The sequence below is a fragment of the Bradyrhizobium sp. 155 genome, from assembly GCF_023101105.1.
Lineage (GTDB): Bacteria > Pseudomonadota > Alphaproteobacteria > Rhizobiales > Xanthobacteraceae > Bradyrhizobium > Bradyrhizobium canariense_D.
In genome coordinates, this window is sequence record NZ_CP064704.1 from 2,947,664 (window position 1) to 2,973,312 (window position 25,649).

Consider the following 25,649-nt stretch of genomic DNA (forward strand, 5'->3'; position numbering starts at 1 on the left):
TCGCGAAAAAAATCGTATCCGCGACTTCCATTTTACGTTGAACCAGCTAGCCTGCGCACCTCGCAAGGCCGGCAGGTGTCATGAACATTTCATCCGAATTTCCCGACGTTTCCCTCGCATCCCTTATCCCCGACATCGACCGACTTGCAGCTGACGCGATGGCGGTCTGGAAGGTGCCGGGCGCAGCGCTCGCCATCGTGCAGGACGGCAAGGTGGTGCTCACAGGCGCCTACGGCCAGCGCGACGTCGAGGCCGATCTGCCGGTCACGCCGCGTACCCAATTCGTGATCTGCTCGATCACGAAATCCTTCACCGCGACCGCGATTGCATTGCTGCATAACGAGGGGCTGCTCGACTGGACCAAGCCGGTCCGCGACTATCTGCCGGAGTTTCGCCTCTCGGATGCGGTCGCGACCGAACGCGTCACCGTTCGCGACCTGCTCAGCCATCAGTCGGGGTTACCGCGACACGACTGGCTTCACCTGCCCGGAGACCTCGCGCCGTCCGAGATGCTGCCGCTGATGCGGCATCTCGAACTGAGCCGGGACATCCGCGCCGCCTGGCAATACTGCAACCTCTGCTACAACGCCGCCGGTCTCCTCATCGAGCGCGTAACCGGCCAGAGCTATGAGGCTTTCGTCCGCGAGCGCCTGACAAATCGGCTCGGCATGACGGTCAGTTTCTCGCTCGATGAACTCGAAGCTGCACAGGAGCCGGCGCGGCCCTACAAGATCGACGTTGACACGCGGTCGCCGGCGCTGCGGCTGCCGATCCGCACCACGGCCGCAGGCGCCATCAACACGTCGGTGGCCGATCTTGCCAACTGGATGCGGCTGCATCTCGGCAGGGGCGAATTCGAGGGCGAACGCCTGCTGCCGGCATCGCTGGTGGACCAGCTGCACGCGCCGCTCGCGCCTGTTGGCAAGTCGGAATTTTCCGAGTTCGGCCACTGGCACTATGGATTGGGGCTTCAGTCCAACACGTATCAGGGCGAGCGCGTAGTATTGCACAGCGGCGGCTGGAACGGCTGGGGCTCGCTGATGACGCTGGTGCCGGACGCTGGCATCGGCGTGGTCGTGCTGACGAACCGCAGTCGAAACGAGGTCACATCGATCCTGACGTGGTACATCATCGACCGGCTGCGCGGCCGGGAGCCGGTCGACTGGCTCTCACGCTTCCGCAAGATGCGCGACGACTTCATCGCTCACATTCCTGCCAACAAGGAGGTGCGCGAGAAAGCGCGTCACAGGGACACAAGGCCGGCGCATGCTTTGTCCACTTATGCGGCGGACTATGCCCATCCCGCCTATGGTCTTATATCGATCCGCGAGCGGGACCACGCGCTGCACTGGTCGTGGCGCGGCATGGGCGCGCCGCTATCGCACTGGCATTTCGAGACGTTCGTCACGCCAGAGATCATCGACCAGCTCCATCCGGACAACCTGCCCATCACGTTCCAAACCGACCGCGACGGCAATATCGTGCACCTGTCCGTGCCCCTGGAGCCGATGGTGAAGGACATCGTGTTCGCACGCCGCGCCGCCGGCGAGTGTATAGATCCTGCGTTTTGCGAGCGATGCGCCGGGCTTTTCAAGAGCGGTGGCGTGAACCACAACGTGAGTCTCGACGCCGAAGGCCGGCTGATCCTGAAGTCCGATTTCCAGCCCGCCTATCGTCTCGAGCCGCAGCAGGGCCGCCGGTTTCGGATCGTCGAGCTGGACGGTTTTGCCATCGAATTTCGCGGAGAGGACGATCGGATTGACCAGGTCGTCTTTCATCAGCCGAACGGCATCTTCGTCGGCGACCGCTCGGTGAAGTAGGAGACGACCCATGGAGCCGCACTCAAACGACTCCCGCTCCCCCTTCAGCGCCATCCGCGCGATCGACTACACTGTCATTTTCGTGCGCGACATGGTGGCCATGCGCCGCTTCTACGAGGAGGTCCTCGCATTTCCGCTGCTGCGCGAACTGTCGCCGAACTGGATCGAATACGGCTTGGGCAGCAATACGCTGGCCCTGGCGAAGCCGGGCCGAACCGCGACTGACGCGCCGACGCCGGCGGGCAGTGCCGCGCTGCAACTGGCCTTCAAGGTCTCCGCAGCCGACGTCGATGCGTGTGCCAACGAACTGGTACGGCACGGCGTCGCGCTGCTGTCGCCGCCGACCGACCAGTCTTTCGGGCATCGAACCCTGTTCTTCCGCGACCCCGACGGCAATCTTTTGGAGGTCTATGCGGAGATCTGAAACGCGCGAGCGGCGGGCCCGTGCACGAAAAGTTCCACCGAAAATCCGCGAGTTATTCACGCCGGGGTGAAACTTAGGCCCAGGTTACGGCTTTGAGTTCACGGGAGAGTTCATCGTGAAGCAGATCCTGAAGCCCCTGACCTACATCGCGGCCGCCATCTACTTCCTGGTGGATGCGGTCTTCATCGCTGTGGCGAGGCCAATCTCGCGCTGGATCGGGCGGCATCTCCAATTGAAGCGATTGCGCGCCTGGATCAGATCGCTGTCGCCTTATTGCTCGCTCGCCCTGTTTTCCGTGCCCGTCATCATCCTGGAGCCGGTCAAGCCCGTGGCAGCCTATCTCGCGGCAACGGGCCAGGTCCTGAGCGGGGCGGCGACTTTTATCGTCGGCGAGCTGCTCAAGCTCGTGCTGGTCGAGCGCCTGTTCCATCTCACGCGTGACAAGCTGATGCGGATTCCGGCATTTGCCTGGACGTACGGCAAGTACTCCGAGGTGAAGGCGTGGCTGCAGGCAACCGACGCCTGGCGCGCCATCCGCGCACTGAGCCGCGCGGCCAGGGACACTCTTGTGCGGGCAAGAGCTAGACTGGTCGGCGGCTTCAGCAGCCTGGTGACCTCCAGGGATTAGGGCTGCAGGCATAGAGCTGCGCTGGGCGAGTTGCCCTCTATGCGAGCTTGCGGGCCGCGGCGGTGGCCTTGTCGCCCGTGTTCGGCGTGCCGGTCGGCTCGATGAGCAGGAGATGAACCTCCTCGCGCGCGACCGGTCGATGCTCAACACCTTTGGGCACGACATAGAGTTCGCCCGGACCGAGCGTCACCGTGCGATCCCGCAATTCGATGTCCAGACTGCCTTTCAAGACGAGAAAGAAATCGTCGGTGTCGTCGTGCTTGTGCCAGGTGAACTCTCCCTTCACCTTCACCACCATCACGTCGCAGTCGTTGAAGGTCGTGATCGTGCGCGGAGACCAGAAATCCCCAAAAGTCGCGAGTTTGTCGGCAAGCGATATGCCGTCGGCCATGTGTCACCCGTTGCTCTTTCGTGAGGCACGATCTGGGGTCGAATTGCCGACACGGCAAGACTTCTGGCCAGCCAATCGGCCGATCCTGCCTAGCGACGCGGTCTTCCACCCTGCCTCGCCCCAAAATCCCGCTATATGCAGTAAAATGCCCCGAAAACGCTGGATGTAGTGGGTCGAGCTGGCCAGTAAGCTTCTTCTCGGCATCACCAAAGCCATGCGTCATAGGCATGGTGATTTGCCCGCACTTGGCGTAAAGAGCGTCCAAATCAGATCACCACGCGTGCGGCTGGACCATTTGCCGCCTACGCAGCTTCAGGTCGCGCGGCTCGACGTTCCGCGCCTGGACCAACCAAGGTTTATCCCGTGTCTTTTCCGACCATGAGTGCGCCGCTCGCCCGAGCTTTGGCCGAGCGCAATTACGACCGTCCGACCCCCGTTCAGCTCGCCGTACTCACGGACGAGGCCGCTGACCGCGATCTCTTGGTTTCGGCACAGACCGGCTCCGGCAAGACCCTGGCCTATGGGCTCGCCATGGCCAAGGACCTGTTGGGCGACGCCGAGCGGTTCGAGCGGGCGGGTGCACCGCTTGCCCTGATCGTGGCGCCGACCCGCGAGCTTGCCTTGCAGGTCCATCGCGAGCTGGCCTGGCTGTACGAGCATGCGAGCGGGCGCGTCGTTTCCTGCGTCGGCGGCATGGACCCCAGGCGCGAGCAGCGCGAGCTTGCGGCCGGCGCTCATATCGTCGTCGGCACGCCCGGCCGGTTGTGCGATCATTTGCGCCGCGGCCGTCTCGACATCTCGGAATTGAAGGTAGTCGTGCTCGACGAGGCCGACGAGATGCTCAATCTCGGCTTTCGCGAGGACATGGAGTTCATCCTCAAGACCACGCCGGACACGCGCCGCACCCTGATGTTCTCGGCGACGTTCCCGCGCGGCATCGTCGCGCTGGCCAAGCAGTATCAGCAGCGGGCGTTCCGGATCGAGGTCGCCGGCGACGAAGGCGGTCACGCCGATATCGAGTACCGCGCGATCCGGATCGCGCCCGGTGATGCCGAGCACGCCGTCGTCAACGTGTTGCGCTTCTACGAGGCGCCGAGCGCGCTGGTATTCTGCAGCACGCGCGACGGCGTCCGGCACTTGCAGGCGGCACTGCTGGAGCGCGGCTTCTCCGTGGTCGCTTTGTCAGGCGAATTGACGCAGAACGAGCGAACCACGGCGCTGCAGTCGCTGCGCGACGGACGCTCGCGCGTCTGCGTGGCGACCGACGTCGCCGCCCGGGGCATCGATCTGCCGAGCCTCGATCTCGTCATTCATGCCGACCTGCCCAACGACGCCGAGGTCATGCAGCATCGCTCCGGCCGCACCGGCCGCGCGGGCCGCAAGGGGACGAGCGTCATGCTGGTGCCGCCCGTGCGGCGGCGGCGTGCGGAAATGCTGCTGAACGTCTCGGGCATCGACGCGGTCTGGGGGACGGCGCCGCAGCCGGATGAGATCCGCAAGCTCGATCACGAGCGCATGAAGGACGTGCTGTTCACGGAGGAGACCACCGCCGACGATCTGGCGCTGGCGCAGGCGCTATTGGCCGAGCGGTCGGCCGAGGAGATCGCCGCGTCACTCGCACGGCTCTATCGCGCGCGGCTGCCGTCGCCCGAAGACATTATGGATCCCGGCGAGCGGAGCAGCCGGCCGCGCGAGGATCGCGGCCGCAATGATACGCGCGCACCGCGCGACGATATCCGCGCATCGCGTGGCGATGATCGGCCCGAAAGGGCGCGGCCCAAAGCGGGAAAGTCGTCGTCGAAACATGGCATGGCGGATGGCAGCGTCTGGTTCCGGGCCAACATCGGACGAAAAAAGAACGCGGAAGCGCGCTGGCTGTTGCCGATGATCTGCCGTCGTGGCGGCATCGACAAGAACGACATCGGCGCGATCAAGATCATGGACACCACGACCGAGTTCGAAATTTCCGAGCGGGTCGCGGAATCCTTCGCCGTGAAGATCAAGCGTCCGGACAAGGAAGACAATATCCGTCTCGAGCCGATGGCGGATGCGCCGCAACGGCAGGCGGCATCGGAAGAGCGGCCCCACGCGCCGCGGCGCGAGAGCGGCGACAGCGATCATCGTGAACGCCAGGGCGAACGCGCGCGCGAGCCGAACGGGTTCAAACCGCAAGGCAAGCCACACGGCAAGATACACGGCAAACCGCACGAAAAGCCGTACGCCGAGCGCACGCCGAAATTCGACGATGCGCCTTCCTTCGCAAAGAAGAAAAAGCACAAGAACAAGTCGGGCCACGCTGAGCCCTCGGTCACGTCGTGGTCTGAGAAGGGCGCCGCCGGAAAGAAGCCGAAGACTAAAAAGAAGCATCGCGCCTGACTGGCGCTGCCCAGCGCGGACGGCAATGATGCCGCCGGATTGCGCCGGCGGCATCGTCTCAGAAATCAGGTGTGAGCAGCGAGATCGCGCAGCATGTAGGTTGCGCTGTCGCCGTAGGTCGCGAGCTTTACCCGCAGCTCCGCATCCGCCGTGACCGGCCGAAAGCCGAGACGCTCCCACAGCGGCCGCGTGGCGTAGACCGACACCAATGCGAGCGTCGCGATTCCTGACGCGCGCGCGAGCTGTTCGGTCGCAACGACATAGTCGCGCGCGACGCCGCCGCGAAAGTCGGGCAGCACCGCGATGTCATGCAAATAGAGGCAATCCGCATCGCCGGGCAATTGCTCGAGGAAGCCGTCGAGCGGCGGAATCCGGTGCTGCATCCAGGGATGCGCCAGACCGTAGCCGACGATCCCGTCGTCCGCGACGATCACGCGGCAGCCATAGGGATAGAGCCGCATCTTTTCCGCAAGCACCTCGGGGCGTTCAGGCAGATCGGGATGGATTTGCGCTGCGATCTTGCTGATCGCCGGCAGATCGGAGGCGCGGGCGGGACGCCAATGCGGCTTGCTCATGTCGATCCGTCGTCCATCTCCATCATCCCAGTTTATTCCGATGCGACGAGGCTTGCAGCGAAAAATATCTTTGCCGCGATCTCAGGAATACGACGGCTCGCGCGGCGTCCTACCCATGCAAGCCCATTGCCTGACAGGAGAGACCATGACGTCATCGATCCGCCTCGCGCTCACGCTCGCAATATCGCTGGCGCTGCTTCCCGCTGCCTTCGCGGCACCGCCGACCAAGACCGGCAAGACCGACAAAGGGAACGTGCTTACCGACGCCAAGGGCATGTCGCTCTATACTTTCGACAAGGATGGTGACAGCAAGTCGGCCTGCAATGGTCCGTGTGCGACCAACTGGCCGGTGCTGAAGGCCGAGGCGAGCGATGCCGCCGCCGACGGCTACACCGTCATCACGCGCGACGATGGCTCGAAGCAGTGGGCCTACAAGGGCAAGCCGCTCTACACCTTTGCCAAGGACACCAAGCCCGGCGACGTCACGGGCGACGGCTTTCTGAACGGCGCCTGGCATCTGGCGATGCCGTGAGCAGGGTGCACTCCTAGCGCAGCCCCTCATACACCATCAGCCCGCGTGCGATCTGCAGCTTGCGGATCGCGCGCGGCAGCAGTTTTTCCGGCTGGTGCAGATAGCGCCAGGAGGTGAGGGCGAACGGGCCCAGCGCGCCGCATTCGTCGTCGAACGGCGCGAGCACGCCCGTCACGCTCACCGGTGTATGCGGGCGGGCGTTGAACGGCAGCAGCAGCAGCTCGAGATACGCCTTGCTGCCGTCCTCGCGCGCGGCGGTGACGCCGGCGATTGCCCCGAGGCTCTCATCGGCGACGATGGTCGTGATCTCCTCGATCTCGCGGCGGCTAGCCTCGTTGAACAGCGCCGCAAAGCTCGCATCCTTGAGGTCGCGCCCTGCGAGGGCGCAGACGCGCGTGCCGGCGACGCGGAACGGAAAGCCGAGATGGGGCTCGCAGGACAGCACGAAGATGTCACCGAGCAGGCCGCGCACGGCGGCCGGATCGATATCGGCCCGGTCAGGGGCCCGCGCGGTGCCCCGCTTGGTGTCCCAATATGCGAAGAACTCGCGGCTCGACGGATGTTTCATGGCTGAACGCTTACCCCGGGGCGCAACCTCGCGGGACAAACCTGTCCCGCTTCAGTGCAGCCGCGATCCCTGTGTTGTTGTGCAGGAGGGGCTTTGCAGCGTCCATGCCGCAGCGGCATTTTCGGTGCTCCTGGCGCTGCCTTTGCGTCGTTAACGTTAAATTAACTATTCGCTTTCCGTGCACCGCCCCGCTGCTATGGTGATCGCGGTCGCAAGCCTCGCCGCTTTTCTCCAGGTTCTCGGCGAAGCCTGTACACAGGCGTCAAACAGTTTGGTCACCGGCCGCGGGGAGGGGTGGGGATACTCCCGTCTCTCTGGGTACCGGAAGTCCGACACGGATAGGCAGGGCTTTCCCAGGGCCCTGCCTTTTCCTTTTGTGCACTTGCGCAGCGCGGGCAAAGGCGACTATCTCCAAGGCCTGTCGTGAAGCCTGTCGCTCCGATCGCGCCTGAAAGCGAAGCCGCCCTTGGAATTCCCGCCAAATTCTCCGCCGCAAGATCCTTCGTCGCAAGATGCTTCGCTGGGGGTGCCGGCCGTCGTTGAGGAGGCTCCGCGCGAGCCGATCCTGACGCTGCCGTTCGCGCTGACCGCCTATATCCTCCTGCTCGCGGTGATCCATCTGCGGGTGCTGCTGCCGCCGGAGCTCGAGAACTGGACCATCGACGTCTTCGGCTTCATCCCCAAGCGCTACGATTCCTCGCTGCTCAATCTGGAGATCCCCGGCGGAGCCGGCGCCAAGGTCTGGACCTTCGTCACCTATTCGCTTCTGCATGCCAATCTCACCCATCTCGGCTTCAACGTGCTGTGGCTGTTGCCGTTCGGCAGCGCGCTGGCGCGGCGCTTTGGCGCCATCAGGTTCTTCCTGTTCCTCGCGGTGACGGCGGCGGCCGGCGCGCTCGCCCATCTCGTCACCCATGAGCACGCGGTGGCGCCGATGATCGGCGCCTCGGCCTCGGTGTCCGGCGCGATGGCGGCGGCGATCCGCTTCGCCTTCGTTCGCGGCAGCTTCCTGTCGTTCAGCCGATCGGATGCCGATACCGCCGCAAGAGTTCCGGCGCTGCCGCTGTCGCGCGCGTTGCGCGACGGGCGGGTGCTCGGTTTTCTTGCGGTGTGGTTCGGCGTCAACATCGTCTTCGGCGTCGGCGCGATTGGCGTCGACAGCGAGACCACGAGCGTCGCCTGGCAGGCGCATATCGGCGGCTTCCTTGCCGGCCTGTTGCTGTTCGCGCTGTTCGATCCGGTGCCGCGCGTGCGAAGTGATGCTGCGGATGCGTCATCACGGGACATTTCAGACCGCATTTGAAGCGGCGCTTGCGGCGCCGCCCGAATTCATCCATCATTCCCGAGAAGAATGTTCCGAAGCGACAGGCTGCTAGCGGCGATGCTTCGCAAAGCGCCTGAACGTGAAACCGGCGCTGAAACTGTTAGTTGAAGACTCGAAGAACAAGTCCGGACCGCGAACAGCGGACGGTTGCGATTCAGGGAGGCGACAATGACGGTACGTTCGATTCTCAACACCAAGGGCCACCAGATCATGAGCGTCGAGCCCGACGCCAAGCTGGCTGCCGCGGTCAAACTGCTCGCCGACAAGAAGATCGGCGCGGTGCTGGTGATGAACCAGAGCCGGCTGGAAGGCATCCTGTCGGAGCGCGACATCGTCCGGGTGATCGGCGAGCGCGGCGCCGGCGCGCTGGAGGAGCCGGTCTCGCAGGTCATGACCCGCAAGGTGGTCACCTGCAAGGAGACCGACACGGTCGCCGAACTCATGGAGATGATGACCACCGGCAAGTTCCGCCATCTGCCCGTGGTCGACAACGGCAAGGTGGTCGGCCTGATCTCGATCGGCGACATCGTCAAGCGTCGGGTGCAGGAATACGAGGCCGAGCAGGAAGCTCTGCGCGACTACATCAAGACTGCCTGATCAGTAGACCGCCTGATCAGGCCTGCTGGTCGGCTTTGGGCGCAGCGCCCTCGGGCGCGGGCGCCAGTTCGTGGATTGCCTCCTGGATGGACTCCAGCGCACGCTCGGCTGCGCGGGTGCCCAGCGCGATGAGGTCCTCGGAGCGGTGGAAATCGAACCAGCCGAATTGGCCGATCCGCGGTGTGATCAGCATGTCGGGCGGATCGCCGGCGAGGCGGGCCCGGGTGATACGGTCCTGCATGATGTTGAAAGCGTCGACCATCACCGAGGAGAGGCCGGGCCGGGCGCTGCCGCCGCCGAAGAACTCGCGCTTCACCGTCTTCTCAGGCGAGAAGAATCTCGGGAAGCGCCGCTTTGACGCCGGCTCTTCGGTCGCGGGGATCACCGGTTCAGGCATCGCGCCGTGCGAATAGACCGTCGTCGAATAGGTGAAGATGTCGCTGGAAAGATTTGCGGCGATGACGATTTCCGCGCCGAGCGCGCGGGCGGCCGAGACCGGCACCGGGTTCACCAATGCGCCGTCGACCAGCCAGCGATCGCCGATCAGGACCGGAGAGAAGATGCCGGGCAGCGCGTAGGAGGCGCGCATCGCGTCGACCACGCGGCCGCGCGTCAGCCAGATCTCGTGGCCGGTGCGGACCTCGGTCGCGACGGCGGCGAACTTGACCGGGAGATCCTCGATCTGGCTCTGGCCGCAGGCAGCCTCGAGCCGGGTCGCCAGCTTCTCGCCGCCGATCAGGCCGGAGCCGTTGAGGCGGATGTCGAGATAGCCGAGGATGTTGCGCATGCCTTGCAGGCTGCGGCCCCATTCTTCCAGCGTATCGAGCCGGCCGGCCGCATAGAGGCCGCCGACCACTGCGCCGATCGAGGTGCCGACCACGACGTCAGGCACGATTCCGTTGGCGAGCAGGGTCCTGATAATGCCGATATGAGCGAAGCCGCGCGCCGCGCCGCCGCCGAGGGCAAGGCCGATGACCGGCCGGCGGATGCTGCCCAAGCCGACTTTCTCGCCGACCTTATCGCTGTTCGAACCCCGACCCTTCAATATGTCCAGCACCGAAACTCTCCTACGCCGGGACCCGCCATCAGACTAGGCACCGCACTCGCGCTCCGCCAGAACCGGGCCGAAGCATGGTTTATGCCGGTTTGGGAAGCGCGCGGGGCAGGAGTATGGCGAGGAACGGGTGCCCCTGGGGTAATCACGCAGGCGTCAGCCGGGTTCCAAAGAACCGTATTGGCCGTATTTCTCGGGGATCCAGAGGCTTGAATTTGCCGCGTTTTCGGTGAAAAGCAGGTGGCATGACTCTCGGGGGTGACGGCATCATCGGATGGCGGCGCAGCGCATCGCTGCTGCCGGTGCTGGTCCTTGCTGCCTGCCTCTATACTCTTGGCCAAAATGCTGCGCAGGCGCAGCTTTTCTCCGATCGTCCGCCGCCGGTGCCGCCCGCTTCGGTGCCCGATCCCGGCGGTGCCGTCAGTCTGGCGCCGCCCTCCGGCCCGGGTGCCGGACCGCCGAGCCTGCCGCCGACCCTGTTGCAGCCGACCACGCCCAGCATGCCGCCGCCCGCGGTCACGACTGTGCCATCCGCCCCGCCGCTCAACGCGGCGGTGCCCGGACAGGGCGTGCTGTCGCTGACCGCGAAATACGGCAAGGACACCCCGCCGATCACCAGCGGCCTGGTCTGGCGCGTGTTTGCCGATCGTCCCGACGAGAACGGCACCTTCAAGCTGATTCGCGAAGATCGTAATGCCACGCCAAACATCGTGTTGCCGCCCGGCAATTACGTCGTGCATGTCGCCTTTGGCCTCGTCAGCGCGGTGCGCACCGTCAGCCTGAAAGCCGAGACCGATCGCGAGTCCTTCGTGCTGCCCGCCGGCGGCTTGCGCATCGAGGGCCGCGTCGGCACCAGTCGCATTCCGCAGAACCAGATCTCGTTCGCGATCTACAAGGGGAGCCAGTTCGAATCCGGCGAACGCGCCTCCCTGGTGCCGAACGTCGCCGCCGGCGACGTCGTGCTGCTGCCGGAGGGCACCTACTACATCATCTCGAATTACGGCGACGCCAATTCGGTGGTGCGCTCGGACATCCGCGTCCAGGCCAGCAAGCTCACCGACGTCACCATCACCCACCGCGCTGCCGTCATCACGCTCAAGCTCGTCAGCGACAGGGGCGGCGAGGCGCTCGCCAACACCGCCTGGTCGGTACTGACCCCGGGCGGCGACGTCATCAAGGAATCGATCGGCGCCTTTCCCCGCGTCGTGCTCTCCGAAGGCGAATACCGCGCCATCGCCAAGAACGAGGGCAAGGTCTACGAGCGCGGCTTCAATGTCGTCAACGGCGTCGACGGCGAAGTCGAGGTCGTCGCGCGGTAGTGCTTGAGCGGTGATGCCGCATGCGGCCCGACGCTGGTCTTCGTGCCTGGTGAACACTTCTCATTCAGCGCATGGATTCCCATATCTTATTACCGCCAGTCCCGTGTGCGAAATCAGATGCTTTCCGCTGCTCCGCTTGCTGTTGCGATTGTTGGCGTTTCGATTTGAACAGCTCTGGCAGCGCTACCAAGCAGGACCGATCAACACCGGCACCGCCGTATTCCAGCGGCGCCGCGACTTCCTCACAGCCGGTGCAAGATACCTATTTCCGATAATCAATTTTATTCGCTTTCCATCCTGCCGCGTTATATGTCGGACATCACTCCAACGGGGGAGGCCGGAGCAGGCTCGTGCGTCTGCGAGACCGGCAAGGAGCAGGGGACCAAGCTCGTCGGCATGTTCGAAGTGATCCTCACCAGGCGTAAGCGGTTCGGCTGGCGGTGGCAGGTGTGCGACCAATCCGGCAAGAAATTTGCCGATGGCTTCGAGCGCACTCGGCCGTCCGCCAAATATCATGGCGAGCGCGCATTGTTCTTTCTGTTGTCGCAGGCCCATCTGCGCAACCGCTTGGCGACGTCCAGCGAGGACTAGTCGGGACTGCGCGTGCAGTCCGATAAGTCCCGTAGCCCGGGTGAGCGAAGCGATACCCAGGACAGCTCGTGGTCGGAATCCCGGATGTCGCTTCGCTCATCCGGGCTACAAGACCTTGCGTTGCCCGACGGGCAAAACACCCAAATTGTCGGTCAACGCGAGCCGCGAAAATATTCCGCTTTACCGAATTTCGGAAAGGGTATGTGTCGCCGCAACCCGGCCCAAGGAAGAGGGGCGTATCGCGATCGTCACGAACGCGGGCCGGACGGCGGTGGACGTTAGTCACATCGGCGCGATCGGCTTCGCAGGGCGGGCAACCGTGAGCGAAGGCCTCGCGCACACGACCGGTGTGATCGGCGTACGGCAAAATCGTGTGGTCCTGACGCCCGGGGTCTGTGCGTCAAGCGTTGCGGTGATGTGGGTTGCCCAACCGGGCGCACGCGTCAGCCATCCGCAAGGCGACGGGGGCAATAGTGCATCGCTCCCCGGGGAGAGCGCGACATAAGCCGTAAAGCCACTGCGCAGGGAAGGCCGGATGTTTTGGCTTCACCTGTATGCTGCTGTGCAATTTTGTTCACGACAATCTCGCACAGTGGACCGCGGGTGCCAGCCGGCACCCGGTCTTCCCTGCGCCCTCTTTCATTTGAGGGTAAGGCATCGAGGCAAAGCTCGGGCGAACAAGCCGCGAGGATGCGAAGGTGCGTCTGCGATCCGGAATGCGATGAAAGTGCGACGCTTCCACCCACAGACTCCGTCATTGCGAGCGCAGCGAACCAATCCAGAGTCTTTCCGCGTGGGCAGTCCGGATTGCTTCGCTGCGCTCGCAATGACGAGGATGATGGGAGTATACGCCGCCGAGATCGCAAAGCTGCTCGCCGATTTCGGCGAGCGAGATTCACGGACGGCGTAACTCGGACGGATAGCAGTCGTAGACCAGCGCCTTGAAGGCCGGCGTGATGCGGCTGCGCTCGTTCTGGGTCTGCTGCATCAGCAGGTAGACCATGTCGAGCTTGGGATCGACGCCGAAATAGGTGCCACTGCCACTGTCCCATTTCAACTCGCCGAGTGAGCCCGGCGGCGGCGGTTTGGCGTTGCCGGGATCGGTCCGCACCGCGAGGCCATAGCCATAGCCGAAGCCGTCGCCCGGAAAATAGAAGTAATCGCGTCCGACGCCCGAGCCCGGCCCGACGTGATCGGTCGTCATGGCCTTGAAGGCAGCGGGGCTCAGATAGCGCTTGCCGTCGAACTCGCCGCCATTGAGCAGCATCTGCGCGAATCGCTGGTAGTCGGTGATGGTCGAGAGCAGCCCGCCGCCGCCGGACTGCCATTCGGGGTGATCGAGGCGCTCGCGCTCGGCGGCGAGCAGGATGTTGTCGTTCGGCAGCGGCCGCGCCATCCGCGCAAGCTCGTCCTCGGTCGCCAGCGCGAACTTGGTGCTGCTCATGCCGAGCGGATCGAAGATGCGCTGCTTGAGGAATTCGTACAGCGTCTGGCCCGAGATGATCTCGATGACGCTGCCGAGGACGTCAGTGGAATGACCGTAGCGCCACAGCGTTCCCGGTTGCCGTGCCAGCGGCAGCCTTGCGATGCGTTGGGCGAATTCCCTGTTGTTGAATTGACCTTCGAAGATATTTGCGGCCTTGTAGGCCTGCTCGACCCATTTGCCGCCGATGTAGTCGTAGCTGATGCCCGAGGTGTGCCGCAGGAGATCCTCGATGTTGACGGGACGGACCGGGGCCACGAGATCCAGGTGCAACGTGCCGTCGGGATTGGTGACCTCGAGGCCCACCTTGGTGTCGGCGAAGAGGGGAACGTATTTCGACACGGGGTCGGTGAGCGCGAGCTTGCCCTCGTCGATCAGCATCATCGCGCCAAGGCAGGTGATCGGCTTGGTCATCGAGTGGATGGCGAAGATCGTATCGGGCGTCATCGCGAGACCGGTCCTGGTGTCGCGCACGCCAATAGTCTTCAGATAGACCGGCTTGCCGTGCTGCTGGACCAGCACCACGGCGCCGGGCAGCCGGCCATTCGTCACCTCGTTGTCGAAATACGCTGTGATACGGTCGAGCCCGTCGGACGACGGCGCGGGGACGTCGGCGGCGCGGCTTCGCGCCATCGTGCCGGCCAGCAGCGCGGCTCCGACCAGAAATTCACGACGCTTCATCCGGGCTTCCTCCCTCGCCGGGATCAAAGCCGCAAGACGTCGAAGGCGTCAACACGCCTTCGATTAAAATCGCGTCACGATTTCAGAAAGGACCGGTCGCGGACGGTCTTCGCTCGGCCTGGTCGGCTTGCCGATATGGACGAAGCCCGCGAGCTTCTCGTCCGGCTTGAGGCCGAGGCCATCCAGCACGTCGCGATCGAACGCGAACCAGCCGGTCAGCCAGCAGGCGCCGTAGCCGAGCGCCGCCGCGGCCGTGACGATGTTCATAACGCTGGCCCCGGCCGACAATTCCTGCTCGAAGGCCGGCACCTTCGGATGCGGCTTCGTGAAGCTGACGATGCCGATCACCAGCGGCGCATCCGTGAGGCGTTTGCGCTCGGTCTCGACGTCGGCCGCCGGCGCGCCGGGATTCTTCCGGGCAAACACCTTCGCGATCACCTCGCCGGCGCGCTGGCGCGCATCGCCCTCGAAGATGATGAAGCGCCAGGGCGCGAGCTTGCCATGATCAGGCACGCGCGCGCCGATGGTGAGGATCGTCTCGAGCTCGGCCGGGGAGGGGCCAGGTCCGGACATCTCGCGCGGCTTGACCGAGCGGCGGGTCTTCAGGAGTTCGATGGCGTCGGGCACTGCGGTTTCCTCTTCGGCTGGTCGTCGGGCGTGCAGTCCCCACATAGGAATGCACGCCCGCAACCGAAAGCGAGTTTAGACCGATTTCAGATGTCAGGTCGCGCCACGCGCCCGCTTCACATCCGGCGGGGTCGCTTCGTCGACGAGGGCGGCGATGGCTTCCACCGTCGTCGTCACTTGCTGCCCGTCGCTGCCGAGCCGGCGGATCGAGACCGACTGCGTCTCGGCCTCTTTCTTGCCGACCACGAGCAGTGCCGGAATTTTGGCGAGCGAATGCTCGCGGACCTTGTAGTTGATCTTTTCGTTGCGCAGGTCGATCTCGGCTCGAAGTCCCGCACGCCGAACCTGCTCCAGCACCTGCTTGGCATACTCGTCGGCTTCCGACGTGATGGTGGTGACCACCACCTGCACCGGCGACAGCCAGAGCGGGAAGTTGCCGGCATAGTGCTCGATCAGGATGCCGATGAAGCGCTCCATCGAACCGCAGATCGCGCGGTGCACCATGACCGGCGGCTTCTTGCCGCTGTCGTGGTCGATGTAGAACGCACCGAACCGTTCCGGCAGGTTGAAGTCGACCTGCGTGGTGCCGCACTGCCAGTCGCGGCCGATGGCGTCGCGCAGCACATATTCGAACTTCGGTCCGTAGAAGGCGCCTTCGCCCGGATTGATCTCGGTCTTGATGTGATTGTTCTGCGACTGGATCTCGCGCAGCACCGTCGCCATCACGCGCTCGGCGTGATCCCACATCGCGTCGGTGCCGACGCGTTTCTCCGGCCGGGTCGACAGCTTCACAGTGAGATCGCCGGTGAAGCCGAAATCGGCATAGGTCGACAGGATCAGCTCGTTGATCTTCAGGCACTCGTCGGCGAGCTGATCCTCCATGCAGAAGATGTGCGCGTCATCCTGGGTGAAGCCGCGCACGCGCATCAATCCGTGCATCGCGCCGGACGGCTCGTAGCGGTGCACCACGCCGAACTCGGCGAGCCGCAGCGGCAGGTCGCGGTAGCTCTTCAGGCCATGCTTGAAGATCTGCACGTGGCCTGGGCAGTTCATCGGCTTCAGCGCGAACCAGCGCTTGTCTTCGGCCTCCTCGCCGGCCGACTGCGCCGCGAACATGTTCTCGCGGTACCAGCCCCAATGGCCGGAGGTCTCCCACAGCGACTTGTCGAGGATCTGGGGGGCGTTGACCTCGCTATAGTCACCGGCCAGGCGGCGTCGCATATAGGCGATCAGCTGCTGGAAGATGGTCCAGCCCTTGGCGTGCCAGAACACGACGCCCGGACCTTCCTCCTGGAAGTGGAAGAGGTCGAGTTCGCGCCCGAGCTTGCGATGGTCGCGCTTTTCCGCTTCCTCGATCTGCTTCAGATAAGCGTCGAGGTCCTCCTGATTGGCGAATGCCGTGCCGTAGATGCGGGTCAGCATCGGGTTGTTGCTGTCGCCGCGCCAATAGGCGCCGGCCACCTTCATCAGCTTGAAGGCGTTGCCGACCTTACCGGTCGATGTCATGTGCGGGCCGCGGCAGAGATCGAACCAGTCGCCCTGGTAATAGATCTTGATCGGCTCGTTGCCGGGAATGGCATCGACCAGCTCGACCTTGAACGCCTCGCCCTTGTCGCGGAACACCTGTTTGGTCTTTTCGCGATCCCAAACCTCCTTCGTAAAAGGCTTGTCGCGCGCGATGAGCTCGCGCATCTTCTTCTCGATCGCGGCAAAGTCTTCCGGCGTGAACGGCTCGTTGCGGAAGAAATCGTAATAGAAGCCGTTCTCGATCACGGGGCCGATGGTGACCTGCGTGCCCGGCCACAGCGTCTGCACGGCTTCGGCCAGCACGTGGGCGCAGTCATGGCGGATCAGCTCGAGCGCGCGCGGATCGTCCCGGTTGATCAGCTCGATCCTGGCATCGGCTTCGATGGGATCGTCGAGGTCGGAGACCACGCCGTCGAGCGCCATCGCGACCGTACGCTTGGCCAGCGACGGCGAAATTCCCTTGGCGAGTTCGAGGCCGGTGATGCTCTTGGCGTATTCGCGCCGGGCGCCGTCGGGGAAGGTGAGGGTGATTTTTTCCGGTGGGGTCACGGGTCTCAAATTGCTGAGGCTGTACTGGAAGCCGGATTCGGATTTGGGCTGCTCGGACTTGGATTGGTCCTTGGATGGGTCCTTGGGCTGGTCGGTCATGGCATGTCTCCTGAGGCTCACTCCTGCGAACGAGCGCAGGTAAGCGGGAACGAGCGATATATCAGGCGAGTCGGCCTGCGCAATCCGGCATTTCCAAGAAACCGGCGCGCAAAAGCGGAGGCGCTGCACGAACTATTCCGGGCAACGCCCTTTAACTGGTCGCAAGGCGGCTCTACATGCGTTTGCATGGAAAATGCACGCGCCGGCCGTTTCGCGCCAACCGCCCTGATGCTCGGCAATCTCGTCACCGGCTGCTCAGTACTGGCGCCGGCGGGCATGCTGCCGGAATTGGCGACGGGGCTCGACGTCAGCATCCATGCGGCTGCGCTCCTGATCACCTTCGGGGCTGTCATCCTCTGCATCGGCTCGCCGCTGACGGCCTGGCTCACCAGCCGGATCGAGCGCCGGGCGTTACTCACCACGACGCTGGCGGTGCTCGCTTTTGGCAATCTGGCCTCGGCCTTTGCGCCCGACTATGCGAGCCTCCTCGTCATCCGCCTGGTGATGCTCGCGGTCGGCGCGCTTTACACGCCGCAGGCCGCCGGTACGGCGGCGTTGATCGTGCCGGTGGAGCGTCGCGGCAGCACGATTGCCTACATCTTTCTCGGCTGGTCGCTCGCTGCCGCCGTCGGCCTGCCGCTGATCACCTTCATCGCCAGCCGCTATGGCTGGCGCGCGGCCTATGGCGGAATCGGCGCGCTCGGTTGCGTCAGCTTCCTGCTGTTGCTGATGCGGCTGCCGGGGGGCTTGAAGGGGACGCCGGTGGATCTGAAGACCTGGAGCGCGGTCGGTCGCAACAGAACGATCCGGCTTCTGCTTGCGATCACGATGTTGCAGATGTCCGGGCAGTTCGTGGTGTTCACCTTCATGGGGCCGCTGCTCAACAAGCTGACCGGTGCAGGGCCCGATGCGATCGGCCTGGTGTTCGCTCTCTATGGCGTCTGCGGCTTCCTCGGCGTTGTCATCGCGACCCGCATCGTCGACACCTCGGGACCCTATCGCACCTCGCTGCTGTTCACCTGCCTGCTGCTTGCAGGAATCACGGGCTGGGCACTCGGCGCCGGCACGCTCGCGTTGATGGCGGGTGCGGTCGCGATCTGGGGCCTCGGTTTTGCCTCGACCAATTCGATGCAGCAGGTGCGGCTGGTCTCGGCCGCACCGTCGCTGGCATCGGCGACCGTCGCACTCAACACCTCCGTCCTTTATATCGGCCAGGCGGTCGGCTCTGCCGTCGGCGGACTGCTGTTCGCCCGCGAGCTCCTGCATACGCTCGGCTTCGTCGCAGTCGGTTTCGTGGTGGTGGCGCTGATCCTGGTCGTCCTGACCCGGCCCCGGCCGGCAACAGCCGCCCCGGCCTGAACGGAAGCGTGCCTGTGTGCGCAAGGTGCTTGGCAAACCGCGCGCCGGGAGGCTAGAAGGCCGGTCATGGGGACCAAAGAGGGTTGACTGAGATGAGGATGATTCTGGCGGTTGCCGCGGTGCTCTATTCAGCTTCCGCTTTCGCGCAAGCCGACAAGCCACCAATGATCGGAGACAAGCCGTTGGTGCAGGTCAAGCCCAAAGGGACCAAGGCGGGCACCAAGGAGGCTGCGGCCAAGCCGGCTGCCGCGCCGAAGGGCAAGCCACAATCCATCGCGGCGCGGCTGCAGGCTTGCCTGGACCTCGATGACGGCACCAAGGACCGGCTCAATTGCTACGACGCCGTGATCCCGCCGACGCCAAAGCCGAAGCCGGCCAAGGCCAAGGGCTACGCCGATTGCCGTTTCTTCAAGGAAGAGGACGAGCGGCTGGCCTGCTTCAACGGCTTTGCCGAAAGCATTCCGAAGCTGCCAAAGACCTGAGGCAGATCAGGGCCTGCGACAGTTACAGGCCCACCTAGCCAAAATACCGACGGCGCAATATCGCGGGCTTACCGGCTCGACGGGGATGGATTGGTGGAGGCCACGCGCGTGAGCGCGAGTGATGGCGTCGCCGACATCTTCACCAGGACGTCCTTGAGCGGGTCCCGCGTCCACGCTCGCGTCACATAGTCACGATGCGTGATGCCGTCCCCGGTTTCGACGAACACCACGCTGCCCGGACGCAAGGGGCCGTCCATGTCTTCGGAGACGGTTATGCCTTTCTGCCGCAGCGTGCTCATCAGTTCGCGGTCGCGCCGTGCGGTGTAGCGGGTGTAGGAGCTGACGAAGAAGCCGGAGCGGTGGCTCTCGATCCATGAGGCGAACTTGTCCATTTCGCCATAGACGGCGTCGAGCAACACGACGCCGCGGACACGGTCACTGATGCCACCAACCTCGAGGCTCCAGGCCGTCGGCAGGAAGCCGCCGCTGTAGCCGACGATCACGATCGGCATGTTGGCGAAGGCGCGGGCGCTGTTGGGATCGCCGGTGAGGCGGGCGAGATGGTTCGCCGACTCGTCGATGAAGCGCTTGAGGCCGCCAGCCTGCCAGAATTTTCCTGCGCTGGAATCGGCGGCATCGACCGCCATCTGCGGTGCGAGCAGGATGGCGTTGGCGCCGGAATCAGTGATCTGTTGCGGCACCAGCTGGCGGTCGCGCACGTCGCGCTCCAGCGTCGCGCCATTGCCGTGGAAGAACACCACGATCACGCCTGGCTTCCGCACGTCGAAATGTTCGGGCACGTGCATCAGGACGCGGTTATCGTTGTAAGTCTCGTCCTGCCAGAACACGCGCCCGGAATAGCTGCGGTGGCCGCGGCGGTCGCCCTTGGAGATGTTGAGGAATGGCGCGTCGGAGGCAGGGTTGTTGCCGAAATAGGGGAAGGCTGACGATTTCATGCTGACGAGCGTCGTCAGGTCCTCGCGTGGCGGACGCTGGTAGGGGGCCTGCGGCGCGAGCGAAGCAACCTTGTAAGGCGCCTGCTCCGGCTGCGGCTGCACGGCGCGCTTGGGTGAGAAGTCCGACATCTGCCGTTGCAGAAAACCCTCGCTCGCGGATGGGAAGCGCTCCCTGAACTGGGGGGCCGGGAATCGATCCTCGAACGTGTCGTTGCTTGCGACTTGCTGGTTTGTCTTCGCAACGACCTGGACGTTGGCTTGGACGTTGCCTTGGGCATTGGCCTGCGAGTTCGCCGCGAGTGCTGCCGGATTGGGCGCCTTGCCGCATTGAACCAGTGTCAGCGACAACGGCACCAAGGCTGAGATCAGAGCGGTCCGAAGCGCACGACCGCGTGCGCCGGACGTGGTCCGGTCAGCGCGGATGTCAGCTCTCGGCTTCGGAACGGCCCCGACCATTCACCCATGACCCCAAGTCATGACCACAAGTCCATCGGCAATCATTAAGGCAATTGAGCCGATGGGCGTTTAGGCGACGTTAAGTATCCGGAGAAACTTCCCCACATCCGGAACGCTCAAAGGGACCACGCAATCGTGTCGTGATTGTGGGGGGAGGGAGACGGGATGTCCCGGTGTTTACGACGCTTTATTGCCCGCATCGTGCATTGATGGTGCTGCAGTACCGATTCGGCCCCGCCTCATTTAACCCTTGTTAACCCTGCTTGAATTGACTGGACCGAGCTGCACGATGCTTCCCACGAGACGTGACGCCTGAGGTTGAGGACGGCGATGACGGCATCAGATGCGGGTACTGCACCCTGGACCGGCCGGCTGACCGGAAGCGGGTCGGGGGTCTCCGTTCTGGTCGCAACCGCCATCGTCGTGGCCGACATGATCGGGGTCGGCGTCTTCACCAGCCTCGGCTTCCAGGTCAAGGACATTCCCTCGGGCTTCTCGATCCTCTTGCTTTGGACGGTCGGCGGCATCGTCGCGCTGTGCGGGGTGTTCTCCTACAGCGAGCTCGGCGCCATGTTTCCGCGCTCGAGCGGCGAATACAATTTCCTCGGCCGAGCCTATCATCCCGCCTTCGGCTTTCTCGCCGGCTGGGTGTCGGCGACGGTTGGCTTTGCAGCACCCGTCGCGCTCGCCGCGATGGCCTTTGGCGAATACGCCAAATCGGTGGTCCCCGATGTGCCGCCGATCCCGCTTGCCATCGCCGTGGTGTGGCTGGTCTCGCTCGTGCAACTGACCGGGGTCAGGCATTCCTCGACGTTCCAGTTGATCTCGACCATCCTGAAGGTCGTGCTGATCGTTGCCTTCCTGGTCGCCGGCTTCATCGTCGGCGTGCCGCAGCCGATCGCCTTCACGCCGCAGGCGGGTGATCTCGTGCATATCGTCAGCGCGCCTTTCGCGATCGGGCTCGTATTCGTGATGTATTCGTTCTCGGGCTGGAATGCCGCGACCTACATCATCGGCGAGATGAACATGCCGCAGCGGGACCTGCCGCGTGCGCTGCTCGCGGGCACGCTGATCGTGCTCGTGCTGTACGTCGCGCTGAATGCGGTGTTTCTCCATTCTACGCCGGTGGGCGCGCTCGCGGGTCAGCTCGATGTCGCCAGCGTCGCCGGCAGCGCGATCTTCGGCAATCTCGGCGGCCGGATCGTCGGCGCGATGATCTGTTTCGGCCTGATCTCCTCGATCAGCGCGATGATGTGGATCGGCCCGCGCGTGATGATGACGATGGGGGAGGATATTCCGGCGCTGCGCGTGTTCTCGCGGAGATCGGTGCGCGGCGCGCCGGCCTATGCCATCCTGTTTCAGCTCGCCGTCGCCAATTTGCTGCTGTTCACGCGCAGCTTCGAGGCCGTGCTCGACTTCATCCAGTTCGCGCTGCTGTTCTGCTCGTTCTTCACGGTCGCCGGCGTGATCAAGCTGCGCATCACGGATCCCGATTTGCCGCGGCCCTATCGTGCCTGGGGATACCCGTTCACGCCGCTCGTGTTCCTGCTCGTGACCGCGTTCATGATGTACTATTTATTGACTGAGCGGCCGGTGCAATCGCTATCGGGGATGCTCGTCCTGGTCTCGGGCCTGTTGATTTATGCTGTTTTCCGCAGGCGGCCGGTCGCCGCTGGCACGTCACACAATCGCGAATAGACATGTTTCGACCCATGAGAATTGCGGCCGTGGCTCTCGCCTTGCTGGCTGCGGCCGTCTCGTCCGCACGTGCTGCCGAGGCAACCTTCGACGACACCGCGCGCTTCCTCGCGGGCATGCAGCCTTCGGCGGATTCGCCGCTGGTGCCGCTCACAAAGGACTCGGGTTGGCAACGCCACGCGAGATTCTTCGACAGTGCCTTCGCCCAGCTCGAGGAGCGCCAGCTCGCGAAGATCCGCAACTGGGCCGACGTCAATTTGGCGGCGACCAAGCCGACCATGTTTTATTGGTTCAGCGGCCCCGACTTCCTCTACGCCAACGCCTTCTATCCCAAGGCCAGCACTTACGTGCTTGGCGCGCTGGAGCCGGTCGGTGCAGTGGCTGACCTGACGCGATTGCCGCGCAGTTCGGTCGGCGCCGCGCTCTATAATGTCGAGCGCTCGCTCGGCTCGATCCTGAGTTTTTCCTTCTTCATCACCAAGCAAATGAAGGTCGACCTGCACACCAACCAGGTCAACGGCACCTTGCCGATCCTCTACGTCTTCCTCGTCCGCTCCGGCAAGATCATCCGCAATGTCGAGATGGTCGCACTCGACGACAGGGGCGGCGTGCATGTCGGCAACGACAATCCAGGACCGAACGCGACGCGCGGCGCCCGCATCACCTTTGCGGGCCCCGACGGCGAGGCGCGCACGCTGTATTATTTCTCGACCGATCTCTCCAATTCAGGTGCACGCGCGGCAGGATTCCTGAAGTTCTGCGAGACGCTCGGACCCGGCAACAGCCTGATCAAGAGTGCGTCCTATCTGCTGCACTCCGGCAATTTCACCGTGGCGCGCGACTGGTTGCTCGCCAACAGCGCGACCATCGTCCAGGACGATTCCGGCATTCCGCTTTCGAGCTACAATTCGCGGCAATGGCGGTTCTTCCCGTTCGGCCGCTATCTCGGACCGATCGGCGAATTCCCCGGCCGCTACCAGGAACGCTACGCCGCGCTGTTCACGCGCGCCCAGCCGATCGATTTCGGCGTCGGCTACCGCTGGCGGATGCACGAGTCGAACTTGCTGCTGGCGGTGAAGGTGCCGGGAAGCGAGACGGCGCCGGGGGCGGAGACCACCTCGTCCGCCGAGCCGTCGCCGAAACCGCTGCGTCCGAAGCGGCCACGTCCGCCTGAGCCGGTCCCGCCGCCACCCGGACGCTTTTTCTGGTCCCGCTAATTACCAGTGCACGCTCTGGCTCGGCACGATGAATGCCGTCGTGCTAGGCGGCGTGGCAAGACTCGTCTCCAGATACCAGCCGGAGCCGACCACGAGCAGCAGCAGGGCGATGATGGCGAGCATGTCGAGGGTTCTGGGATCGTGGCCTCGCGAACCACCCCGGGAATCCGGTCCAAGTCTGACGTGAAAATGAGGGCTGATTTTCCAGCGCATTGTTGTTTCCTCCCGCGGGAGCATCACAGCAACGCGAGGAGAGAGTTTCGGTTCCACTCAAGGTAGCGACACCTGAGGCGCCGCATCATGCTCAGGATGCGTTGACGCCGCGCCAGCGGCCGTAGCGCCAAGGCAAGTACCAGCGCGCGCCCTGTGGTGCGGTGAGGGGCACGTTGTCGATGCCCGAGGTGCCGAAAGGGTTGCAACGGAGCAGGCGTGCGAGCGTCATCCAGCCGCCGGCCCACAGCCCGAACCGTTCGATTGCCTCGTCGCCATAGGTGGAGCAGGTCGGCACGTGCCGGCAATTGTAGCCAACCAGCGGCGAGAGCGTGTGGCGGTAGAGCCAGATCAGCGCGCGGGCGAATCTGCGTGGAAGCCGGAGCGCGCCCGCGACGGGATTGGAACAGGGCTCGCGGGCTGATTGCTTCATGGGCGCTTTGCTGAGATCGTGGGCGAGGTTTTGCGCGGTTCCGGTGCAGGGAACTGTAAGCTGTTGTTTGTACGTCATATTTTGCGTGCTTTTTGGGAGCAGTGCAGCAAATGCCTATGGACGAGCTGTATTCCCCCGGATACCATTTTTGTGACGTCCATGTGAGACTCATTGGAATGTCGGAACGGGGCTTGGCTGAGTCGGCTCGCCGTAAGGCTTGGGCTAAAGCTTGGGACTTGGGGAAGGGACCAGTTTGAAACTTCTGAAGGCACTCAATCTTCGCGGCTGGTTGCTGGTGGGAACCGCTGCTTGTGGAGTCGTGCTGGCTGGCGCCGTCGCGACGCTCGGGTCGTCTGCCCGGGCCGGTGCTGCCCTCGAAGAGCGCAAGCTGCCGATGAAGTTCAATTGGGTCGCCTGCGAGCCGAATTGCCGCGGTTGGGTCAGTGCAGTCGGCATCATCACCGCCGATACGCCCCGGGACTTCGAAGAGTTTTCCCGCGGGCGCCAGCTCGGCGGCGCCACCGTGGTGCTGGATTCCAGCGGCGGTTCCGTCAACGACGCGATCACGCTCGGCCGGCGCTTCCGCAATCTCGGACTTCTGACCACGGTCGGCGTTAGCGTTCAGAACCGCGGCGGGCAGTCGGCCCGTCCGGCAGTCGCGCCGGAGGCCTATTGCGAATCCATGTGCGTGTTCCTGCTGTTGGCGGGCAAGAAGCGCTACGTGCCGGAAGCGGCCCATGTCCGGGTTCACCAGATCTGGATGGGCGATCGCGCCGACGATGCCAAGGCGGCGAGCTACAGCGCGCAGGACCTGATGATCGTGGAGCGCGACATCGGCCGGCTTGCCAAATACACGTTCGACATGGGCGGTGCCGGCGATCTGCTGTCGCTCGCGCTCAGCGTCCCGCCCTGGGAAGATCTGCATCAGCTCGATGCAGGCGAGCTCAAGCTGACCAATCTCGTGACGACGGATCTCGTGGCCGACGTGCTGCCGCATGTCGACATCTCCGCGCCGGCAATGGCGGAGCTTGCACCGAAGACCCAGGCGAGGTTCGGTGCGGAACCGGAGCAGCCTGCGAAGTCGACCAAGACGGCGGAAGCCCTGGTGCCCACGGGCGGCGTGGCCACGCCGGTTGCGGCGTCGCAGAAGTAGCCTCGAATCTCTGATCTATTTCCGGGTCGAGCGACGAGCCCGGATCAGCCTCCGGAATCAGCCTTGCGCCGCAGCCGGCTGCTTCGCCTTCGCCTCGATCTGGCCGATGGCATCGACCACGGCATCGAAGGTCAGGAGCGTCGAGGCGTGGCGCGCCTTGTAGTCGCGGACCGGCTCGAGGAACTTGATCTCTTCCCATTTGCCTTCAGGAGGCGCGCCGTTCTCCTTCAGCATCTTGCGAACAGTTTCGCGTAACTCACGGAGTTCGCTCGCAGTCGATCCGACGATCTGACTTGCCATGATGGAGGAAGAAGCTTGTCCCAGCGCGCAGGCCTTCACGTCATGGGCGAAGTCAGTGACCTTCTCGCCCTCCATCTTGAGGTCGACCTTGACCGTCGACCCGCACAGCTTGGAATGGGCGGTGGCAGTGGCATCGGGATCCGGCAACCGCCCGAGCCGCGGAATATTCCCGGCCAGTTCGATGATCCGCTTGTTATAAATGTCGTTCAGCATGTGATGG

25 protein-coding genes are annotated in these 25,649 nt (G+C 64.2%); 14 read left to right on the forward strand and 11 right to left on the reverse strand.

Translation table 11 applies throughout. The features are described 5' to 3' along the window. The first annotated feature begins 80 nt into the window (after positions 1-80). The 3 genes from IVA93_RS14265 to IVA93_RS14275 all read left to right on the forward strand — a co-directional run bounded on the left by IVA93_RS14265 (position 81) and on the right by IVA93_RS14275 (position 2,872). A complete protein-coding gene (locus IVA93_RS14265; RefSeq protein WP_247411121.1) occupies positions 81-1,820 on the forward strand; it encodes a serine hydrolase in 1,740 nt (579 codons plus the stop codon). A 10-nt stretch (positions 1,821-1,830) separates the two neighbouring features. Next, positions 1,831-2,244, forward strand: a complete 414-nt coding sequence (locus tag IVA93_RS14270) for a VOC family protein (protein WP_247367994.1) — start codon at positions 1,831-1,833, stop codon at positions 2,242-2,244. A gap of 115 nt (positions 2,245-2,359) precedes the next feature. Continuing rightward, positions 2,360-2,872, forward strand: coding sequence for a hypothetical protein (locus IVA93_RS14275; RefSeq protein ID WP_247367996.1), 513 nt, complete (start codon positions 2,360-2,362; stop codon positions 2,870-2,872). 37 nt (positions 2,873-2,909) lie between these two features. On the opposite strand, the gene IVA93_RS14280 is transcribed toward IVA93_RS14275, so the two are convergent. Beyond that, positions 2,910-3,263 carry a cupin domain-containing protein gene (locus IVA93_RS14280; protein WP_219683835.1) on the reverse strand — a complete coding sequence of 118 codons (354 nt, stop codon included), beginning with the start codon at positions 3,261-3,263 and terminating at the stop codon, positions 2,910-2,912. Between the two features lie 378 nt (positions 3,264-3,641). Between IVA93_RS14280 and IVA93_RS14285 the strand changes: the two genes are divergently transcribed. Next, the gene (locus IVA93_RS14285; RefSeq protein WP_247368079.1) at positions 3,642-5,639 is read left to right on the forward strand and encodes a DEAD/DEAH box helicase; all 1,998 of its coding nucleotides are present in this window, start codon (positions 3,642-3,644) and stop codon (positions 5,637-5,639) included. A 65-nt stretch (positions 5,640-5,704) separates the two neighbouring features. Here the strand turns inward: IVA93_RS14285 and IVA93_RS14290 are convergent, their stop codons facing one another. Beyond that, positions 5,705-6,214, reverse strand: coding sequence for a GNAT family N-acetyltransferase (locus IVA93_RS14290; RefSeq protein WP_247335658.1), 510 nt, complete (start codon positions 6,212-6,214; stop codon positions 5,705-5,707). Between the two features lie 145 nt (positions 6,215-6,359). Between IVA93_RS14290 and IVA93_RS14295 the strand changes: the two genes are divergently transcribed. After that, on the forward strand, positions 6,360-6,746 hold the full coding sequence (locus tag IVA93_RS14295; RefSeq protein WP_085385012.1) for a COG4315 family predicted lipoprotein: 387 nt from the start codon (positions 6,360-6,362) through the stop codon (positions 6,744-6,746). Between the two features lie 13 nt (positions 6,747-6,759). Here the strand turns inward: IVA93_RS14295 and IVA93_RS14300 are convergent, their stop codons facing one another. Beyond that, positions 6,760-7,314: a PAS domain-containing protein gene (locus IVA93_RS14300; protein ID WP_085361735.1), complete on the reverse strand. Its 555-nt coding sequence runs from the start codon at positions 7,312-7,314 to the stop codon at positions 6,760-6,762. Positions 7,315-7,840: 526 nt separating this feature from the next. Between IVA93_RS14300 and IVA93_RS14305 the strand changes: the two genes are divergently transcribed. Then, the gene (locus IVA93_RS14305) at positions 7,841-8,617 is read left to right on the forward strand and encodes a rhomboid family intramembrane serine protease (RefSeq protein WP_018455359.1); all 777 of its coding nucleotides are present in this window, start codon (positions 7,841-7,843) and stop codon (positions 8,615-8,617) included. A 189-nt stretch (positions 8,618-8,806) separates the two neighbouring features. Next, positions 8,807-9,235, forward strand: coding sequence for a CBS domain-containing protein (locus IVA93_RS14310; RefSeq protein WP_085351136.1), 429 nt, complete (start codon positions 8,807-8,809; stop codon positions 9,233-9,235). A gap of 16 nt (positions 9,236-9,251) precedes the next feature. On the opposite strand, the gene IVA93_RS14315 is transcribed toward IVA93_RS14310, so the two are convergent. Beyond that, the gene (locus tag IVA93_RS14315; protein WP_085361736.1) at positions 9,252-10,292 is read right to left on the reverse strand and encodes a patatin-like phospholipase family protein; all 1,041 of its coding nucleotides are present in this window, start codon (positions 10,290-10,292) and stop codon (positions 9,252-9,254) included. A gap of 242 nt (positions 10,293-10,534) precedes the next feature. On the opposite strand from IVA93_RS14315, the gene IVA93_RS14320 reads away from it, so the two are divergent. Both IVA93_RS14320 and IVA93_RS14325 read left to right on the forward strand, forming a co-directional pair. Beyond that, entirely contained in the window at positions 10,535-11,608 is a 1,074-nt protein-coding gene (locus IVA93_RS14320) for an RgsD C-terminal domain-containing protein (RefSeq protein ID WP_018455362.1), read from the forward strand. Positions 11,609-11,917: 309 nt separating this feature from the next. Continuing rightward, the gene (locus IVA93_RS14325; RefSeq protein ID WP_018455363.1) at positions 11,918-12,199 is read left to right on the forward strand and encodes a hypothetical protein; all 282 of its coding nucleotides are present in this window, start codon (positions 11,918-11,920) and stop codon (positions 12,197-12,199) included. An 895-nt stretch (positions 12,200-13,094) separates the two neighbouring features. Here IVA93_RS14325 and IVA93_RS14330 read toward each other — a convergent pair. From IVA93_RS14330 to thrS, 3 genes are all read right to left on the reverse strand, one after another. Continuing rightward, complete coding sequence (locus IVA93_RS14330; protein ID WP_085361737.1) at positions 13,095-14,363, reverse strand: serine hydrolase domain-containing protein; 1,269 nt, start codon at positions 14,361-14,363, stop codon at positions 13,095-13,097. A 63-nt stretch (positions 14,364-14,426) separates the two neighbouring features. Next, entirely contained in the window at positions 14,427-14,990 is a 564-nt protein-coding gene (locus IVA93_RS14335; protein ID WP_018455367.1) for a nitroreductase family protein, read from the reverse strand. A gap of 93 nt (positions 14,991-15,083) precedes the next feature. Beyond that, the gene (gene thrS / locus IVA93_RS14340) at positions 15,084-17,165 is read right to left on the reverse strand and encodes a threonine--tRNA ligase (RefSeq protein WP_247368000.1); all 2,082 of its coding nucleotides are present in this window, start codon (positions 17,163-17,165) and stop codon (positions 15,084-15,086) included. Between the two features lie 186 nt (positions 17,166-17,351). On the opposite strand from thrS, the gene IVA93_RS14345 reads away from it, so the two are divergent. Together IVA93_RS14345 and IVA93_RS14350 are read left to right on the forward strand one after the other, a co-directional pair. Beyond that, positions 17,352-18,524: an MFS transporter gene (locus IVA93_RS14345; RefSeq protein WP_085361740.1), complete on the forward strand. Its 1,173-nt coding sequence runs from the start codon at positions 17,352-17,354 to the stop codon at positions 18,522-18,524. A 92-nt stretch (positions 18,525-18,616) separates the two neighbouring features. Next, a complete protein-coding gene (locus IVA93_RS14350; protein ID WP_026232937.1) occupies positions 18,617-19,006 on the forward strand; it encodes a hypothetical protein in 390 nt (129 codons plus the stop codon). Between the two features lie 68 nt (positions 19,007-19,074). Here the strand turns inward: IVA93_RS14350 and IVA93_RS14355 are convergent, their stop codons facing one another. Then, positions 19,075-20,418, reverse strand: a complete 1,344-nt coding sequence (locus tag IVA93_RS14355) for an alpha/beta hydrolase family protein (RefSeq protein ID WP_247368002.1) — start codon at positions 20,416-20,418, stop codon at positions 19,075-19,077. 330 nt (positions 20,419-20,748) lie between these two features. Between IVA93_RS14355 and IVA93_RS14360 the strand changes: the two genes are divergently transcribed. Both IVA93_RS14360 and IVA93_RS14365 read left to right on the forward strand, forming a co-directional pair. Further along, a complete protein-coding gene (locus IVA93_RS14360) occupies positions 20,749-22,116 on the forward strand; it encodes an APC family permease (RefSeq protein WP_085351144.1) in 1,368 nt (455 codons plus the stop codon). A gap of 2 nt (positions 22,117-22,118) precedes the next feature. After that, positions 22,119-23,333: a hypothetical protein gene (locus tag IVA93_RS14365; RefSeq protein WP_085351145.1), complete on the forward strand. Its 1,215-nt coding sequence runs from the start codon at positions 22,119-22,121 to the stop codon at positions 23,331-23,333. Here IVA93_RS14365 and IVA93_RS14370 read toward each other — a convergent pair whose 3' ends face one another. Both IVA93_RS14370 and yidD read right to left on the reverse strand, forming a co-directional pair. Beyond that, positions 23,334-23,546, reverse strand: coding sequence for a hypothetical protein (locus tag IVA93_RS14370; RefSeq protein ID WP_026232939.1), 213 nt, complete (start codon positions 23,544-23,546; stop codon positions 23,334-23,336). Positions 23,547-23,637: 91 nt separating this feature from the next. Then, complete coding sequence (gene yidD, locus IVA93_RS14375) at positions 23,638-23,976, reverse strand: membrane protein insertion efficiency factor YidD (RefSeq protein ID WP_085385004.1); 339 nt, start codon at positions 23,974-23,976, stop codon at positions 23,638-23,640. Positions 23,977-24,229: 253 nt separating this feature from the next. Between yidD and IVA93_RS14380 the strand changes: the two genes are divergently transcribed. Then, complete coding sequence (locus tag IVA93_RS14380; RefSeq protein ID WP_085385003.1) at positions 24,230-25,129, forward strand: COG3904 family protein; 900 nt, start codon at positions 24,230-24,232, stop codon at positions 25,127-25,129. A gap of 57 nt (positions 25,130-25,186) precedes the next feature. Here IVA93_RS14380 and IVA93_RS14385 read toward each other — a convergent pair whose 3' ends face one another. Continuing rightward, positions 25,187-25,642 (reverse strand): iron-sulfur cluster assembly scaffold protein, encoded by a 456-nt coding sequence (locus IVA93_RS14385; RefSeq protein ID WP_007602629.1) that lies wholly within the window; start codon positions 25,640-25,642, stop codon positions 25,187-25,189. Positions 25,643-25,649: the final 7 nt, after the last annotated feature.

What these genes read in the sequence shown, in the direction of transcription:
- IVA93_RS14265 (WP_247411121.1), top strand. Translation starts at nt 81, where the DNA reads ATGAACATTTCATCCGAATTTCCCGACGTTTCCCTCGCATCCCTTATC.
- IVA93_RS14270 (WP_247367994.1), top strand. Translation starts at nt 1,831, where the DNA reads ATGGAGCCGCACTCAAACGACTCCCGCTCCCCCTTCAGCGCCATCCGC.
- IVA93_RS14280 (WP_219683835.1), bottom strand. Translation starts at nt 3,263, where the DNA reads ATGGCCGACGGCATATCGCTTGCCGACAAACTCGCGACTTTTGGGGAT.
- IVA93_RS14285 (WP_247368079.1), top strand. Translation starts at nt 3,642, where the DNA reads ATGAGTGCGCCGCTCGCCCGAGCTTTGGCCGAGCGCAATTACGACCGT.
- IVA93_RS14290 (WP_247335658.1), bottom strand. Translation starts at nt 6,214, where the DNA reads ATGAGCAAGCCGCATTGGCGTCCCGCCCGCGCCTCCGATCTGCCGGCG.
- IVA93_RS14295 (WP_085385012.1), top strand. Translation starts at nt 6,360, where the DNA reads ATGACGTCATCGATCCGCCTCGCGCTCACGCTCGCAATATCGCTGGCG.
- IVA93_RS14300 (WP_085361735.1), bottom strand. Translation starts at nt 7,314, where the DNA reads ATGAAACATCCGTCGAGCCGCGAGTTCTTCGCATATTGGGACACCAAG.
- IVA93_RS14310 (WP_085351136.1), top strand. Translation starts at nt 8,807, where the DNA reads ATGACGGTACGTTCGATTCTCAACACCAAGGGCCACCAGATCATGAGC.
- IVA93_RS14320 (WP_018455362.1), top strand. Translation starts at nt 10,535, where the DNA reads ATGACTCTCGGGGGTGACGGCATCATCGGATGGCGGCGCAGCGCATCG.
- IVA93_RS14325 (WP_018455363.1), top strand. Translation starts at nt 11,918, where the DNA reads ATGTCGGACATCACTCCAACGGGGGAGGCCGGAGCAGGCTCGTGCGTC.
- IVA93_RS14330 (WP_085361737.1), bottom strand. Translation starts at nt 14,363, where the DNA reads ATGAAGCGTCGTGAATTTCTGGTCGGAGCCGCGCTGCTGGCCGGCACG.
- thrS (WP_247368000.1), bottom strand. Translation starts at nt 17,165, where the DNA reads ATGACCGACCAGCCCAAGGACCCATCCAAGGACCAATCCAAGTCCGAG.
- IVA93_RS14345 (WP_085361740.1), top strand. Translation starts at nt 17,352, where the DNA reads ATGGAAAATGCACGCGCCGGCCGTTTCGCGCCAACCGCCCTGATGCTC.
- IVA93_RS14350 (WP_026232937.1), top strand. Translation starts at nt 18,617, where the DNA reads ATGAGGATGATTCTGGCGGTTGCCGCGGTGCTCTATTCAGCTTCCGCT.
- IVA93_RS14355 (WP_247368002.1), bottom strand. Translation starts at nt 20,418, where the DNA reads ATGGTCGGGGCCGTTCCGAAGCCGAGAGCTGACATCCGCGCTGACCGG.
- IVA93_RS14360 (WP_085351144.1), top strand. Translation starts at nt 20,749, where the DNA reads ATGACGGCATCAGATGCGGGTACTGCACCCTGGACCGGCCGGCTGACC.
- IVA93_RS14365 (WP_085351145.1), top strand. Translation starts at nt 22,119, where the DNA reads ATGTTTCGACCCATGAGAATTGCGGCCGTGGCTCTCGCCTTGCTGGCT.
- IVA93_RS14370 (WP_026232939.1), bottom strand. Translation starts at nt 23,546, where the DNA reads ATGCGCTGGAAAATCAGCCCTCATTTTCACGTCAGACTTGGACCGGAT.
- yidD (WP_085385004.1), bottom strand. Translation starts at nt 23,976, where the DNA reads ATGAAGCAATCAGCCCGCGAGCCCTGTTCCAATCCCGTCGCGGGCGCG.
- IVA93_RS14385 (WP_007602629.1), bottom strand. Translation starts at nt 25,642, where the DNA reads ATGCTGAACGACATTTATAACAAGCGGATCATCGAACTGGCCGGGAAT.